The sequence below is a fragment of the Pseudarthrobacter equi genome (assembly GCF_900105535.1).
In the GTDB taxonomy this organism is placed as follows: Bacteria; Actinomycetota; Actinomycetes; order Actinomycetales; family Micrococcaceae; genus Arthrobacter; species Arthrobacter equi.
In genome coordinates this window covers 727179-740592 of sequence record NZ_LT629779.1, presented here as the reverse complement: position 1 = coordinate 740592, position 13414 = coordinate 727179, and the positions used below count along the sequence as shown (strand labels likewise).

10 protein-coding genes are annotated in these 13414 nt (G+C 68.4%); 2 read left to right on the top strand and 8 right to left on the bottom strand.

The window, feature by feature from the left end:
- Positions 1-37: 37 nt before the first annotated feature.
- The 6 genes from BLT71_RS03365 to BLT71_RS03340 form a co-directional block, all read right to left on the bottom strand.
- Positions 38-994 (bottom strand): glycoside hydrolase family 43 protein, encoded by a 957-nt coding sequence (locus tag BLT71_RS03365; protein WP_231994434.1) that lies wholly within the window; start codon positions 992-994, stop codon positions 38-40.
- Entirely contained in the window at positions 991-3285 is a 2295-nt protein-coding gene (locus BLT71_RS03360) for a family 78 glycoside hydrolase catalytic domain (RefSeq protein ID WP_091717567.1), read from the bottom strand. Before BLT71_RS03360 ends, BLT71_RS03365 begins: the two co-directional genes overlap by 4 nt.
- A gap of 68 nt (positions 3286-3353) precedes the next feature.
- The gene (locus tag BLT71_RS03355) at positions 3354-4361 is read right to left on the bottom strand and encodes an oligopeptide/dipeptide ABC transporter ATP-binding protein (RefSeq protein WP_091717565.1); all 1008 of its coding nucleotides are present in this window, start codon (positions 4359-4361) and stop codon (positions 3354-3356) included.
- The gene (locus BLT71_RS03350) at positions 4358-6481 is read right to left on the bottom strand and encodes a dipeptide/oligopeptide/nickel ABC transporter permease/ATP-binding protein (RefSeq protein ID WP_091717563.1); all 2124 of its coding nucleotides are present in this window, start codon (positions 6479-6481) and stop codon (positions 4358-4360) included. Before BLT71_RS03350 ends, BLT71_RS03355 begins: the two co-directional genes overlap by 4 nt.
- The gene (locus BLT71_RS03345; RefSeq protein WP_091717561.1) at positions 6478-7419 is read right to left on the bottom strand and encodes an ABC transporter permease; all 942 of its coding nucleotides are present in this window, start codon (positions 7417-7419) and stop codon (positions 6478-6480) included. The genes BLT71_RS03350 and BLT71_RS03345 overlap by 4 nt, the downstream gene beginning before the upstream one ends.
- A 62-nt stretch (positions 7420-7481) precedes the next feature.
- Positions 7482-9035 (bottom strand): ABC transporter substrate-binding protein, encoded by a 1554-nt coding sequence (locus tag BLT71_RS03340; protein WP_091717559.1) that lies wholly within the window; start codon positions 9033-9035, stop codon positions 7482-7484.
- Positions 9036-9253: 218 nt separating this feature from the next.
- On the opposite strand from BLT71_RS03340, the gene BLT71_RS03335 reads away from it, so the two are divergent.
- Positions 9254-10510, top strand: a complete 1257-nt coding sequence (locus tag BLT71_RS03335) for a glycoside hydrolase family 1 protein (protein ID WP_091717557.1) — start codon at positions 9254-9256, stop codon at positions 10508-10510.
- A 56-nt stretch (positions 10511-10566) separates the two neighbouring features.
- Here BLT71_RS03335 and BLT71_RS03330 read toward each other — a convergent pair whose 3' ends face one another.
- A complete protein-coding gene (locus BLT71_RS03330) occupies positions 10567-11400 on the bottom strand; it encodes a nucleoside hydrolase (protein ID WP_231994433.1) in 834 nt (277 codons plus the stop codon).
- A gap of 299 nt (positions 11401-11699) precedes the next feature.
- On the opposite strand from BLT71_RS03330, the gene BLT71_RS03325 reads away from it, so the two are divergent.
- Entirely contained in the window at positions 11700-12686 is a 987-nt protein-coding gene (locus tag BLT71_RS03325; protein ID WP_231994432.1) for a methyltransferase family protein, read from the top strand.
- Here BLT71_RS03325 and BLT71_RS03320 read toward each other — a convergent pair.
- Positions 12657-13373, bottom strand: a complete 717-nt coding sequence (locus tag BLT71_RS03320) for an AAA family ATPase (RefSeq protein ID WP_091717553.1) — start codon at positions 13371-13373, stop codon at positions 12657-12659. The genes BLT71_RS03325 and BLT71_RS03320 overlap by 30 nt on opposite strands.
- Positions 13374-13414 lie beyond the last annotated feature (41 nt).

The window sequence follows — 13414 nt, the reverse complement described above, 5'->3', positions numbered from 1 at the left end:
CGTTGTACAGCCACGGGTACCGGAACACCCTCCATCATTACAGGATCCTGATACCGGCCCCGCTGATCCCAATCTCGGTGAGGGTGACCCGTTCGTCCGGAGAGCTGTTGGGCCAGTGGAAGCTCAGGTAGTCACGTCCGCCGGCCGTGCGGAGGATCATGCCATGGCCGCCGTCGCTGGACCACAGAGGCTCGCGATGCTGGGTCCAGGGCCCGGTGATGGTCCCGCTGGCCGACTCGGCGACGCCCATCGCATACCCAGTCTCGCCATGGCTGGACCACAGCATGAGAAGCCTGTCCTCAGCGGCGCGCACCAGGAACGGCCCGTCGGTGAACATGGGATCCGCGGCCAGGTTCAGTCCCTTGGGAGGTTCCACGCCCTCCGGGAAACGAAGGGGACGGGTCCAGTTGGCCGAGGACGCCGCGAACAGGAGGACCGGCTCATCAACACCGGAGCGGAGGTCCTCGGACAGCCGCAGCGCGTACATTTTGCCGTCACCGATGCCTGCCTGGTCCGGCGTCCCCTCCGTCCCGCGGCTGTAGACCAGCCAGCGGGTGCCGTCGCCGTCGATATGCAGGGTTCCGTCCAGGCATGGCTGGGTTGCCGGCGTGACAGGTCCGTCGCTCCAAGGGCGGTAAGGGCCGGTCGGGCTGTCCGAGACCAGCACTGCTACCCCGCGGGGGCGCTCGCCAGTGGACGTGGCAAATGTGGCGAACATAAAGAACCGCCCGTCAAGGGCGTACACCTCCGGCGCCCAGAACTGGGTGTCCGCCCAGAAGCCGTCGGGCGGCCGAAACGCTGCGATGGGGCCTTCCCAGTGCTCCAGGTCGCGGCTGGTGTAGCAGTCAAAACCCGTTGCCGGCCCGCCCCACACGTTGGTGTCACTGGTTCCGAACAGGACGAACTCGCCGGGGGCAGACTCCAGGATGAAAGGGTCACGCATCCGGATGTCCTCGAGGCGGAACTGCGGAACAGTCTCCTGTTGGCCCGTCATCGGCTTACCTCATAGTCGGGGGCAGGCGCCAGCGCCGCTTCGAAGTGGTGCGTTCCGCCCGTGACGCCGTGCCGCGCACCGTCCGGAAGGACGACGTCGGCCGCCACCCCGTCCGGGACGGTCGCCTCGAGCCGGAACCCGCCGTCGTCGTACTTCCACGCGGTGCGGACCTCGCCGTGCGGGGTCTTCAGGGACGTGGACGCCCAGTCGATCCCCTCCCCCGGCTGCGGCTGGATGAGCACGCGGGAGTAGCCGGGTTCCAGCGGGCGGATGCCGCCGATGGCCTTGTGCATCCAGTCCGCCACAGCGCCCAGGGCGTAGTGGTTGAAGCTGGTCATTTCGCCGGGGTTGATGGTGCCGTCCGGGAGCATGGAGTCCCAGCGTTCCCACACCGTGGTGGCGCCCATGGTTACCGGGTACAGCCAGGACGGGCAGCCCTCCTCCAGCAGCAGCCGGTACGCCCCGTCCACATGCCCGGTATCGGTCAGTGCGTGGGTGATGAACGGCGTCCCCGCGAAGCCGGTGGACACCCGGTAGCTGTTGTCGCGGACCAGTTCGGCCAGGCGGTTGCCGGCGAATTCCCGCAGCTCCGGCGTCAGCAGGACGTCGAAGGCGATGGCCAGCGCGTAGACGGTGGTGCAGTCGCTGGAAATGGTGCCGTCGGCCGCCACGTAATGCTCGGCGAAGGCGTTCCGCACCCGGGCGGCGAGCGCCTCGAAGGAGGCCTCGTCGTCGTGCTTCCCCAGCAGTCCTGCGGCCCGGGCGGTGAGAATTGCGGTCCGGTACATGCAGGCGGTGGCCACGACGGCGGTGTCCGCCTTGGCTGCCCACGGCTGGTCCGGAGCGGCATCGGGATCGAGCCAGTCACCGAACTGGAAGCCCGAATCCCACAGCCCGGCGGGCGAGAGCAGGCCTTCCACCCGGCGGGTGTGGGCGGCCATCGATTCGTACTGGTTCTCCAGCACGGACAGGTCACCGTAGGCCTCCCACAGGGCCCAGGGCACCCAGACGGATGCCTCGCTCCACAGCGCGGAGGATTCCGGGGCGGGGAATTCAGCCGGCTGCGGGCAGTACTTCAGGACGTCGGGCACGGTGATGGGGACCAGCCCGTCCTGCGCCTTCTGCTCCGCGGCGAGGTCCAGCAGCCAGTCCTGCAGGAAGCCCTTGACGTCGTAGAGGAAGGCGGCGGTGGGCGCGAAGACGCCGATGTCGCCGGTCCAGCCGAGCCGTTCGTCGCGCTGCGGGCAGTCCGTGGGCAGGTCCAGGAAGTTGCCGCGCAGGCCCCAGACGATGTTGCGGTGCAGCTGGTTCACCAGTTCGTTGGAGCACTCGAAGGTGCCGGTGCGCTCCAGGTCGGAGTGGACCACCACGGCTTCGAGGTCATCGGCACCGAGGTTCCCAGGCCAGCCGGTCACCTCGGCGTAGCGGAAGCCGTGGAAGGTCTTGGTGGGCTCGAAGGAATCCTGGCCGCCGGAGAGGATGAACGTGTCCGTGGCCTTCGCCGTGCGCAGCGGCCGGACGCCCAATTCGCCCTCCTCCAGCACTTCGGCATGCCTGATGGTGATGGTGTGGCCCGCTTCGCCCTGCACGGTGAACCGCAGCCAGCCAACCAGATTCTGGCCGAAATCCACCAAAGTCTTTCCGCCCGGCGAGGTGAAGACCTCGACGGGACGTACGACGCCGGCACGCACCACGGGCGGGCCCACCGGCTCAGCCAGCCGCCCGACGTCGAACGCCACCTCGCGCGCACCGGTCCAACCGGTGCCGGGCACGAAGCCCGGTTCCGCCCAGCCCTGCTGGAGCCGGCGGGAATCGATGGTTTGGCCGTCGTAGAGGTCGTTAAAGGTGGTGGCGGACAGGCCGGCCTGCCAGGACGCATCCGAGGCAACGGACTGGACGTGCCCGTCGGCGAACTCGATGTCCATCTGGCCGAAGAACCCCAGCTCGCTGCCGTAGAGGTTGGACATGCCGTGCCAGGCCAGCCTGCCGCGGTACCAGCCGTTGCCGAGCTCGACGCCGATCACGGTGGTGGGCCGGATGAGTGCGGTGACGTCGTAGCTGCGGTGGCGGAGGCGCCACTCGTAGGAGCTCCAGCCCGGGCTCAGCACATCCGGACCCGCGGGGACGCCGTTGATGGACGCCTCGTAGACGCCCAACGCGGTGGCCCGCAGCGTCGCCTTCACCACGGCGCCGTGGTCCTCCTCAAGGGTGAACTCCTTGCGGAGCAGCGGGGCGCCGTCGAAGTCGTTTTCGGGCGTGATCATGGCGGCGAGCCAGGAAGCTGAAGTCATGGAGGGAGTGTTCCGTTCTGGTGGAAGCAGGGTCAAGGGTGGTTCGGTCCGCGAAAACGCGGGCGCCGTCAGGCGTAGTGGCAGGCGACGTCCGCCGTGCCCACGCGCCGCAGCGCCGGGCGTTCGGTGGCGCAGAGTTCGGTGGCGAGGGGGCAGCGGAGCCGGAAGGGGCAGCCGCCGGGACCGGGTACTGCGGCGGCGCCGGTGCGGACTCCGAGCGATTCGCGGGCTTCCCGCCGGGCGGCCTGTTCGGCGGGCCGGGGCACGGGTGAGGCGGCCACGAGGGCCTGCGTGAAGGGGTGCCGCGGGTTTTCGGTGACGGCCGCCGCCGGTCCGCTTTCCATGACCTGGCCGCGGTAGAGCACCACCACCCGCTGGGCCAGGAACTGCACCACGGCGATGTCGTGGGCGATGAACAGGTAGCTCAGCCCGCGCTCGTCGCGGAGGTCGGCCAGGAGGTTGAGCACCTGCGCCTGGGTGGAGAGGTCCAGGGCGCTGACGGCTTCGTCGCAGACCACCAGCTGGGGGTCGCAGATCAGGGCCCGCGCCACGGAGATCCGCTGCCGCTGGCCACCCGAGAACTGGCTGGGGTAGCGGTCCACGGCCTCGCGCGGGAGCCCGACGCGTTCCAGCATGTCCTCAGCCTTGGCGCGGGCCTCTGCCGCCGGCACGCCACGGAGGCGCAGCGGTTCCGCGAGGGACGTGCCAACGGTGTTGCGGGGGTTCAGGGAGGAGTTGGGGTCCTGGAAAACCGCCCGAAGTTCGCCGCCAAGGGCCCGCCGCTGGGCGGCGCCGGCGGAGGTAATGTCCTTGCCCTGGTAGCTGATGGACCCGCCGGAGACCTTCTGCAGGCCCAGGATGGCCTTGCCGATGGTGGACTTGCCTGAGCCGGACTCCCCCACCAGTCCCACGGTTTCGCCAGGGGCGATGCTGAAGCTGACATGGTCGACGGCGGCCGGTGCGGCTGCTGCCTTGCGTCCCCGGCCGTAGCGGACCACCAGGTCCTTGACCTCCAGCATGGGGGTGCCGTCGTAGGGAAGGGTGGAATCGGTGCGTTCCGTGACTGCGGTGCTCATGCCAGGTCCTTCTCGATGACGGCGGTGTGCTGGGAGGTGGCGGTGGTGTGCTGGGAGCTAATCGGGAGGAGGCGGGCGGCGGGCACATCGGTGGCAAGCCAGTCCATGCCCTCGACGGCCAACTGGTCCGCCTTGACGCAGCGCACCAGGCCCTCGCCGGTGCCGGACGCCAGCAGCGGAACGGGGTCCGTGCAGGCGGAGCCGGCGAACTGGCACCTGGCGGCGAAGCGGCAGCCGGTGGGCCAGTCCTTGGGCTGCGGCACCTGGCCTTGAATCGTGGCCAGGCGTTCGGGCATGTTGTCCGCGTCGTTGGCGTGCGGGTCCGCGGCCAGGAGGGCCAGGGTGTAGGGGTGGCGCGGGTTGTCCAGGATGGCGGCGGTCTTGCCGTTTTCCACCACCTGGCCGGCGTACATCACGGCCACCTGGTCGCAGATGTCCGCCACCACGCCGAGGTCGTGCGTCACCATCACCACTGACATCCCGGTGTCCTTGACCAGGGCCCGGAGCAGGGACAGGATCTCTGCCTGCACCGTGACGTCCAGGGCGGTGGTGGGCTCGTCCGCCACCAGCAGTCGGGGCTGTCCGGAGAGGGCGAGTGCGATGGCAACGCGCTGGGCCATGCCGCCGCTGATCTGGTGCGGATAGGTCTTCAGGATCCGCTGGGCGTCCACGATGCCCACCTTTTCCAGCAGGTTCCGGGCCTCAGTGCGCGCCTCGGTCTTGCCCATGCCGCGGAGCCGGCGGATGGCTGCGGTGAGCTGGTACCCCACGGTGAACATGGGATCCAGTGCCCGCATGGGCTCCTGGCTGATCAGCGCGATGTCGCGGCCGCGGATGCCTTCCATGTCCTTCTCCATTGCGGCGGCGAGGTTCCGGCCGTTCCAGAGGATCTGCCCACCGCTGACGGAGACGCCGGAGGGCAGCAGCCCCAGCAGGGACAGCGCGGTCATGGTCTTGCCGCACCCGGATTCGCCCACCAGGCCCAGGACGGTGCCCGGTGCGACGTCGAAGGAGACGCCCGTGACAAGGGCGACGCCGTTGCCCGTACCAGCACCGTCGACGCCGACGGAAAGGTTGCGGACGCTGAGGGTTCCGTTCCCGGGGGCCTCCTGCGCCTCTGCGTCCTTGGGTGCCGGGGCGGCGGCGATCGCCGCCACGGCTTTGGCCCGCTGCCTCCGCGCGGCGGCGGAGGGAAGGTGCGGTGCGGCGGCGTTGGGTGCCTTGCCCAGGGCGTTGCCGATGGCGTTGGCGGACAGGACTGTCAGCGCCAGGACGGCGCCGGTGGGAACCATCATCCAGGGGGCGTCATAGACGTGCTGCGAGGCGCCCTGGATCATGCCGCCCCAGCTGGGCTGCGGGAGGGGCGGGCCGAAGCCGATGAATGCCAGGCCGGCCTGGATCAGCATGCCGACGGCGAAAATCAGGGCCGCCTGCACCACGATGGTGTTGGCCAGGCCGGGAAGGACGTGGCGGAGGCTGATGCCCACCGGGCTGAGGCCGTCCACCTTGGCGGCGTCAACATAGAGCTGGGACTGCAGGGACTTGGCCTGGCCCAGGACCACCCGGTAGATGCCGGCAGACATCAGGATGCCCAGGATGGCCATGATGAGCGGAATGTTGGTTCCCACCGCGCCGATCACCGCCAGGATGATCACGGTTCCCGGCAGGGACATCATGACTTCCGTGATCCTGCTGATGACGGCCTCGGTACGTTCGGCACCGGCGGCGGCCATGGCCAGGAGGGTACCCAGCCCGACGCCGACAATCACCGTGATCAGCGAGGTCCCCAGGGTGCCGGCGGCCGCGGCGAAAATGCGGCTGAGGATGTCCCGGCCCAGTTCGTCGGTGCCGAGCCAGTGGGCGGCGGTGGGGCCGGAGAGGACGGCGGTGAAGTCCTGGTCTTCGGTCTTGAAGGGCAGCCACAGCGGCGCCGTCAGGGAGGCAATGACCAGGGCCGCCAGCCACACCAGGCCGGCCACTGCTCCCGGCGAGCCGAAGAGCCGGTGCCGGGAGAACCTGGCGAGTGCCGCCTTGCTGGAGCGTGGCACGGAGGCTCCTGCCGCCGTCGTACTTCCTGCCTGGTCCGCGTCCGCGGGGGCCGGGGCAACTGTGGGAATCATGAGGCACGCAACTTCGGGTCGAGGAACTTGGTGGCCAGCTCCAGCACCAGGTTGACGGCAACCACCACCACGGTGGCGATCACCACCACGCCCTGGACTGCGGGGGCGTCATGGGTGCTGACGGAGGTCTGAACGGCCTGGCCCAGGCCGGGCATGGCGAACAGCTGCTCCGCGATGACGGAACCGCCGAACAGGCCGATGAACTGCAGGGCGATGCCGGCAACGATCGGCAGGCTCGCGTAGCGCAGGGCGTGGATGTAAAGGATCTTCCAGGTGGGGGTGGCAGTGGCGCGCAGGGTGCGGATGTGTTCCTGCTGCAGCGCCTCGAGCATGGAGGCCCTGGTCTGGCGGGCGATGAAGGCCGCCCCGCCCACGGCCAGCGTGATGACCGGCAGCGCCAGGGACAACGCCCAGTCCTGCGGCGAGACCTCGAACGGGACGTAGCCCGTGGCCGGGAAGACCGAGGACTGGACGGCGAGGAGGTAGACCAGGATGATGCCCACCCAGAACGCCGGCAGGGCCACGAGGAGCCCCACGAACCCGCCGATCACCTGGTCCAGGAGACCGCCGCGGACCGCTGCGGTGACGCCCAGGGCGATGCCGAGGATGGCGCTGAGGACCGTGGCTCCGGCGGCGAGGGATGCCGTCACCGGCAGGCGGTCCGCCAGGTCGGCGCTGACGGAGCGGCCGTCAATCAGCGAGACTCCCAGGTTTCCCTGCACCGCGTCGCCCAGCCAGCGGAAGAACTGGGAGAACAGCGGATCGTTCCAGCCGAGCTGCTGGTTCAGCTGGTCGATCGCGTCCTGGGAGGCGCCGGCGCCGAGCGAAACAGCTCCCGGGCTGCCGGGCATCGCGTGCACCAGCAGGAACGCCAGCACCGCAACCACCAGCACCGTGGCGAGCGCCATGAGCAGGCGCTTGGCAACGAACAATGCCATGGGGTGACCTCCGTTGGTCTTGCCCGGCGCCCCGTGGAAGCGGGGGCGCCGGGCGGGTTGGATCAGTTGGTGGGCTTGTAGGACGAGAGCAGCGGGTAGGCGTTGGTGCCGGCGAACTGGACTTCCTGGACCTTCTTGGTGTTGTAGCCCCAGTTGGACAGTGATTCGAAGAGCGGGATCAGCCAGCCGGACTCCACCAGCCGGGTGTTCAGCTTGGTCAGTGCCGTCTTCCGGGCGGCGTCGTCCTTGGCGGCGGCGGCTTCGCCGGTGGCGGCGCTCAGCTGATCGTCGGTGGCCTTCTGGACGTTGGTGAAACCGTTGAGGATGGCGCCGTACATCAGGCCGATCGGGTTGTCCCAGCCCAGCGGTGCGTAGCCCAGCGGGGTGGTGGCAACGGCGGCGAAGGCCTCATCGGTTGAGGCGGCCATCTTCACGTTCATGGTGATGCCCACCGCTGCGAGGTCCTTCTGGACAGCCTGCAGGTCGGTCTGGGTCTGGGCGCCGGCGATGATGGTGAACTCGAAGCCGTTGGCGTAGCCGGCCTCGGCCAGCAGGCTCTTGGCCTTCTCCGGATCGTAGGCGAACGTCTTCTCCAAGTCCGCGGTGAAGCCGGCCGAGTCCTTCGGAAGGGCGTTCCAGGTGGGGATGTCACCCTTGTGCAGCGCGTCCACCAGGGCCTGGCGGTTGATGGCGTGCTGGATGGCCTGGCGGACCTTTTCGCTGGCGAACGCGGGGGCGGTCTTGCCGGTTTTGTCGAACGAAATCATGGTCTGCACCGTGCCGCCGATGCGGGACACGCCCACGCCCTTGGACTTCGCGAAGTCCACGGTGGGCGAGGTCAGCTGGGCCACGTCGGCTTGGCCGGACACCAGCGCGTTGGCCCGGGCCTGCGGGTCCATGATGACGTTGAAGACGATCTTGCTGTACGCGTAGTCCGCGGCGTCGTCGTTCTTCTCGTTCTTGACCATCACGTACTTGTTGCCCTTCACCGTGGACGGGTCAAGGGTGTAGGGGCCGGAGCCGTCGGGCGTGGTGGCGAGGCTGGCGGTGTCGGCGACGCCCGCCTTGCCCACAATCATGCCCATGGTGGAGGTGAGGTTCTTCTCGAAGCCCGGCTGCGGCTTGGCGAAGGTGATGGCCACCTGGGTGGGGCTTACGACGTCGACACTTGCGATTTCCTGCGCCCCGCCCTTGGCGATGGCTGAGTAGGTGCTCAGGGCGGTGTCGGTGCGGCGGTCGAAGTTGGCCTTGACCAGTGCGGCGTCCAGGGTGGAACCGTCCGTGAAGGTGACGCCGTCCGCGAGGGTCAGGGTGAGGACGGTGCTGTCTGCGTTGTACTCGAACTTCGTGGCCAGGCCGGGGCCGGCCGTTCCATCGGGCTGGAGGTCCAGGAGGGTGTCGTACAGGCCTTCCATGAACTGGCGCTGGGCGTCTGCCACGCGGATGGGGTCGTAGCCGAAGGACGCCGAGTCGCTTTCGACGCCGATGGTCAGGGTGGACTTGTCCACGGTGGCCGCCTGCTGGCTGCCGCCGCCGCAGGCGGCCAGGGAGCCCATCAGCAGGGCGCCGGTCAGGACGGCAGCGCTGCCGCGGGCGGTGGTGGTCAGGAGTTTCATCGGGTGCGCCTTCGCATTCTTCTGTGACTGCAACGGAAAGAAAGGGGGGCCGGTGGTGTCCGGCACCTTTCAAGAATCAGCCGGGGCCGTCAGGGCCAGACATGACAATGTCATTGATTGAAAAAGTATTGTGGCGGGGGTCACGCGGCCGGACAGGATGGATGAAGGCAGAGACGCCTGGGCGCCGCCTGGCCGGCCCCCAACACGAGAGGAACCACATGACCAACCCGTTTCCGCAGGACTTTCTTTGGGGCGTGGCCACCGCCGGCCACCAGGTGGAAGGCAACAACGTCAACAGCGATACCTGGTTCCTGGAGCAGCTGCCCGGGACCATCTTCGCGGAGCCGTCCGGGGACGCCGTGGACCACTACCACCGCTTCCGCGAGGACATTGCCCTGATTGCCGGGCTGGGCTTCACCAGCTACCGCTTCTCCCTGGAGTGGGCTCGGATCGAGCCGGCCGAAGGCCAGTTCTCCGTGGCCGCGCTGGACCACTACAAGCGCGTCCTGGAGGCCTGCGTTGAGCACGGCCTCACCCCTGTGGTGACGTTCCACCACTTCACCTCACCGCTGTGGCTGTTGCAGTCCGGCGGCTGGGAAGGTGCCCGCACGGCCGAGCTGTTCGCCCGGTACTGCGACCGTGCCATGGCGCATTTCGGCCACCTCATCGGCGTCGCGTGCACGTTGAACGAGCCCAACCTGCCCTGGCTCCTGGAGTCCTTCGGCATTGGCGGAGAAGCCCCGGAAAGCCGCGGCTCCGTACCCATCTGGGCTGCCGCAGCGCAGCGCCTCGGCGTTGACGCAAGCACCGTTGCCCCGTTCCAGTTCTGCTCCACCGAGGCCGGGTTCGCCGTGAAGCTGGCAGCGCACCAGGCTGCCACCGCCGCGATCAAGGCCCACCGCCCGGACCTCCAGGTGGGCTGGACGCTCGCCAACTCCGACATCCAGTCCATCCCCGGCGGCGAGGAAATTGCGGACAAGGTGCGCCGCGACGTCAACGAGCGCTTCCTCGAAGCTTCCCGGGGCGATGACTTCGTGGGCATCCAGACTTACGGCCGCACGGTGTACGGCCCGGACGGCCATGCACCCGCGCCGGACGGCGTGGAAACCAACCAGATGGGTGAGGAAATCTACCCGCAGGCCCTTGAAGCCACCGTCCGTGAAGCCGCCCGCGTTGCCGGCGTTCCGGTGATGGTCACCGAGAACGGCCTGGCCACGGAGGACGACACGCAGCGGGTTGCCTACCTTAAGGCAGCGGTCGACTGCGTTGCCTCCTGCATCGCGGACGGCATCGACGTGCGCGGGTACATTGCGTGGACCGCATTCGACAACTTCGAGTGGATCTTCGGGTACCGGCCCAAGTTCGGACTGATCGCTGTGGACCGCAGCACCCAGGAGCGCACCCCCAAGGAGAGCGCCCACTGGCTGGGCAGTTTTGCCCGGGAGCAGGCATCCCAGGTGGCCCAGCCCGCCTGATCACGGCGAATGGCCCGGATTTCCCATGGAGATCCGGGCCATTTCCTTTTGTGCTGCTACGCCTGCAGCCGCAGCTTGGCGGCGAAATCGGCCATGATCAGCCGGGTATCCACTGAGGTGTAGGTGCGGCGCTCGGACTGGGTGCTTTTTTCCGTGAACGTGGAGGTGGCGTCGTCGAGCCCTGTCACCACCAAGGGTGCACTGTCCCCCAGGCACCACAGCGGCCCGAACTTCACGAAGTCCGGCACGTCCAGGCCGTGGAAAAGCTCCCACAGCCACGCGCCGGCGGGTCCTGCAGTGCGGAACAGCTGGTCCAGCTCCGCCACCGGGGCAACAATCCGCCGGTACGTTTCGGCCGGGAACTGCCACACGGCGAGGTCATTGTTGCCCAGGACAAAGTCGGCAGCGGCGGGGTCGGTGAAGTAGTTGTATTCGTCGCCGTTGACCTCTGCTCCGCCCACCCACGCAAGCGTGACCGCCGACGCGATAGCAGGCTCCAGCAGGAGTGCATCAGCCACATTCGTCAGGGGACCTGCACAGACCAGGACCAGCGGAAGGTCTCCCCCGGCCGGTTCGGCAGCGGCGGCGGCGATGATGGCCCGGGCCGCCGCCGATTCCCGCGGTTGCCCGGTGAAGGGGGCGTCGGGTCCGGCCTGGACGGCGGGCGGGGCCGGCAGCTTGAGGACCCGCAGCAGGTCCTCCGCCAAGGCCGCGCCAGCCACGGCACGTCCCTCCGGCGGCCCGAACATGGGTTTCGTCAGCGAAGCCGTGACGGCGACAATCCGGTTGGCCGGGGACAGCGCGTGATGCGCCAGCCCCACCAGCCCGTCCGGGTCACCTGCCCAGTCGTTGTCAATGATGACCCTGCACCTGGGTTCAACCCGAATCATGTCCATCCTGGTCCTTTCGCTTGGCCCCGCCTTGGTGTGCCCGGGCGCCTGTTTGTCCCGGCGCCTGTTCGTCCGGGCGCCGGGTTGTCCCCCGGGCCCGTTAGCCCGGGGATCCGGAGAGCACCGGTGGCATCCAGTGCCCCGGCCCGACGGGTAGTCTCAGGAACAAGTCTTGCCGCCGCACCGCACCCCAGGGCCATGGCTTTCATTCACTGGAAAGCTCCCGAATCCGCCTGCGGCCGGCACGGCGGAACAGAGGGGCATTCGCCAGGGATGCCAGGAGAGATTCGGGGGAATCCGTGCCGCGGTTCATCTGGTGGGGCAGGGCGTACTTTGCCCTGCAGGCGTTGGCCGGAGCCCTATGGTGGGCCGCCGTTGCGGTGTCTCCCACCGTGCGGACAGCCACACTCGGCAGCCTCGATCCCGCCCTTGTTGCCGCTTTCGACATCCCGCTCTTCGTGGTGGGGTCCGCCGCGGCCGCAGCAGGTGTCCGGGCCGCTGCCGCCATTGTTGCCGCGTGGTCCGCCGTGGTCACCATTGCACTCGGCGCCTACGCCACTGCCACAACGCAGGCAGGCGCTGGTGCCCTCCTGATGGTGGCAGCAGCGGCGGGTTCGATCGCGGCCCTCTGTTTGGTCTGGTGGGGACGGATTCCCGTTGAGTGGATCATCCGTGGCCCGTTCGCGTTCCGCGCCGCCCGCCAGCGGGGCGCCAGGTTCCATGTGGCTGCCACCTTTGGGCAGATCGTCGTGTTCTGGGGTTTCTTCCTGGGAGTCCTTCCCCTGTTCCTGGACTTCCTTGAGCGGCGCTGGGGACTGGCTGCTGCCTTTCCCCAAGCGGCCGGCCCGGCCGGCGTGGTGGTCTTGATCGTGGCCAGTGCGCTGGGAATCTGGTCTGCCGTTTCGATGTCCACCAGGGGAAACGGGACACCGCTGCCCGCAGCCATGGCCACCACGCTGGTGGTTGCCGGCCCGTACCGCTGGATACGCAATCCGATGGCGGTGGCCGGCGTTGTCCAGGGCGCGGCGGTGGGCCTCATGCTGCACTCCTGGTTCGTGGTGGGCTACGCGGTCCTGGGTTCGCTGGTGTGGAACTATGCCGTGCGGCCGCTTGAGGAGGCGGACCTCAAGGCCCGCTTCGGCAGCGGCTTCGAGGCATACCGCGAGGCCGTACCGTGCTGGATCCCCACCCTCCGCCGGCGCAGGAATTCACCCGTGGCTCTCACTCCGGGAAGCGGACGCCATGCTCTGCCGCCGTCAGATATGCCGGAGGTACCGCTGCGGTGAATCGAGGAAGTTGCGCCAGTTGGTGATGAGGTCCAGATCGTCCCAGTCGCGCTCCCGCAGTCCCCAGGGGCCCGCTTCCAGGATTTGCGCACCCGGAAGCGCGGCCAGCAGGGGCGAGTGGGTGGACATCACCACCTGTGAATGCCCTTCAGCCAGCAAGTCCTTCAGGATCGCCAGCAAGCTGAGGCAGCCGGAGAACGACAGTGCGGATTCCGGTTCGTCGAGGACCCACAGTCCGCGTCCACGGAACCGGCTGACCGCCAGTTCCAGGAAGGACTCCCCGTGTGACATGTCGTGGAAGGCGGCGTCCCGGCCGCCGGGATTGTTTTCCAGGTAGGTGAAGAACCCGTGAATGGTTTCGGCGCGCAGGAAATACCCTCGGCGGGTGGCACCGGCGTTCCTGACCAGTTGCAGGTGCTGCGCCAGCACCGATTCGGTGGGCCGGGTGGAGTGCCGGGCGCCCGTTGAACCGCCTTCCGGTGACAGCCCGTACGCCAGGGCAATGGCTTCCACCAGCGTGGACTTTCCCGATCCGTTCTCCCCCACCAGGATCGTTGCCGGGGCAAGGTCCAGGCCCTTTTCCAGGATTTGGGCCACAAGCGGAAGGCCGGCAGGCCATCGGCCGCGGTCCAGGCTGTTGTCGGGGTTCTCCACCAGCCGCCGGATGGGATAGGTGCCGGGATCCATGGACCCATTCTCACAGGAAAGAAATTCCCATCCGCACCCAT

Coding starts and splice junctions, on each gene's coding strand:
- BLT71_RS03330 (WP_231994433.1), bottom strand. CDS start 11,400: ATGATTCGGGTTGAACCCAGGTGCAGGGTCATCATTGACAACGACTGG.
- BLT71_RS03335 (WP_091717557.1), top strand. CDS start 9,254: ATGACCAACCCGTTTCCGCAGGACTTTCTTTGGGGCGTGGCCACCGCC.
- BLT71_RS03365 (WP_231994434.1), bottom strand. CDS start 994: ATGACGGGCCAACAGGAGACTGTTCCGCAGTTCCGCCTCGAGGACATC.
- BLT71_RS03355 (WP_091717565.1), bottom strand. CDS start 4,361: ATGAGCACCGCAGTCACGGAACGCACCGATTCCACCCTTCCCTACGAC.
- BLT71_RS03320 (WP_091717553.1), bottom strand. CDS start 13,373: ATGGATCCCGGCACCTATCCCATCCGGCGGCTGGTGGAGAACCCCGAC.
- BLT71_RS03340 (WP_091717559.1), bottom strand. CDS start 9,035: ATGAAACTCCTGACCACCACCGCCCGCGGCAGCGCTGCCGTCCTGACC.
- BLT71_RS03360 (WP_091717567.1), bottom strand. CDS start 3,285: ATGACTTCAGCTTCCTGGCTCGCCGCCATGATCACGCCCGAAAACGAC.
- BLT71_RS03350 (WP_091717563.1), bottom strand. CDS start 6,481: ATGATTCCCACAGTTGCCCCGGCCCCCGCGGACGCGGACCAGGCAGGA.
- BLT71_RS03345 (WP_091717561.1), bottom strand. CDS start 7,419: ATGGCATTGTTCGTTGCCAAGCGCCTGCTCATGGCGCTCGCCACGGTG.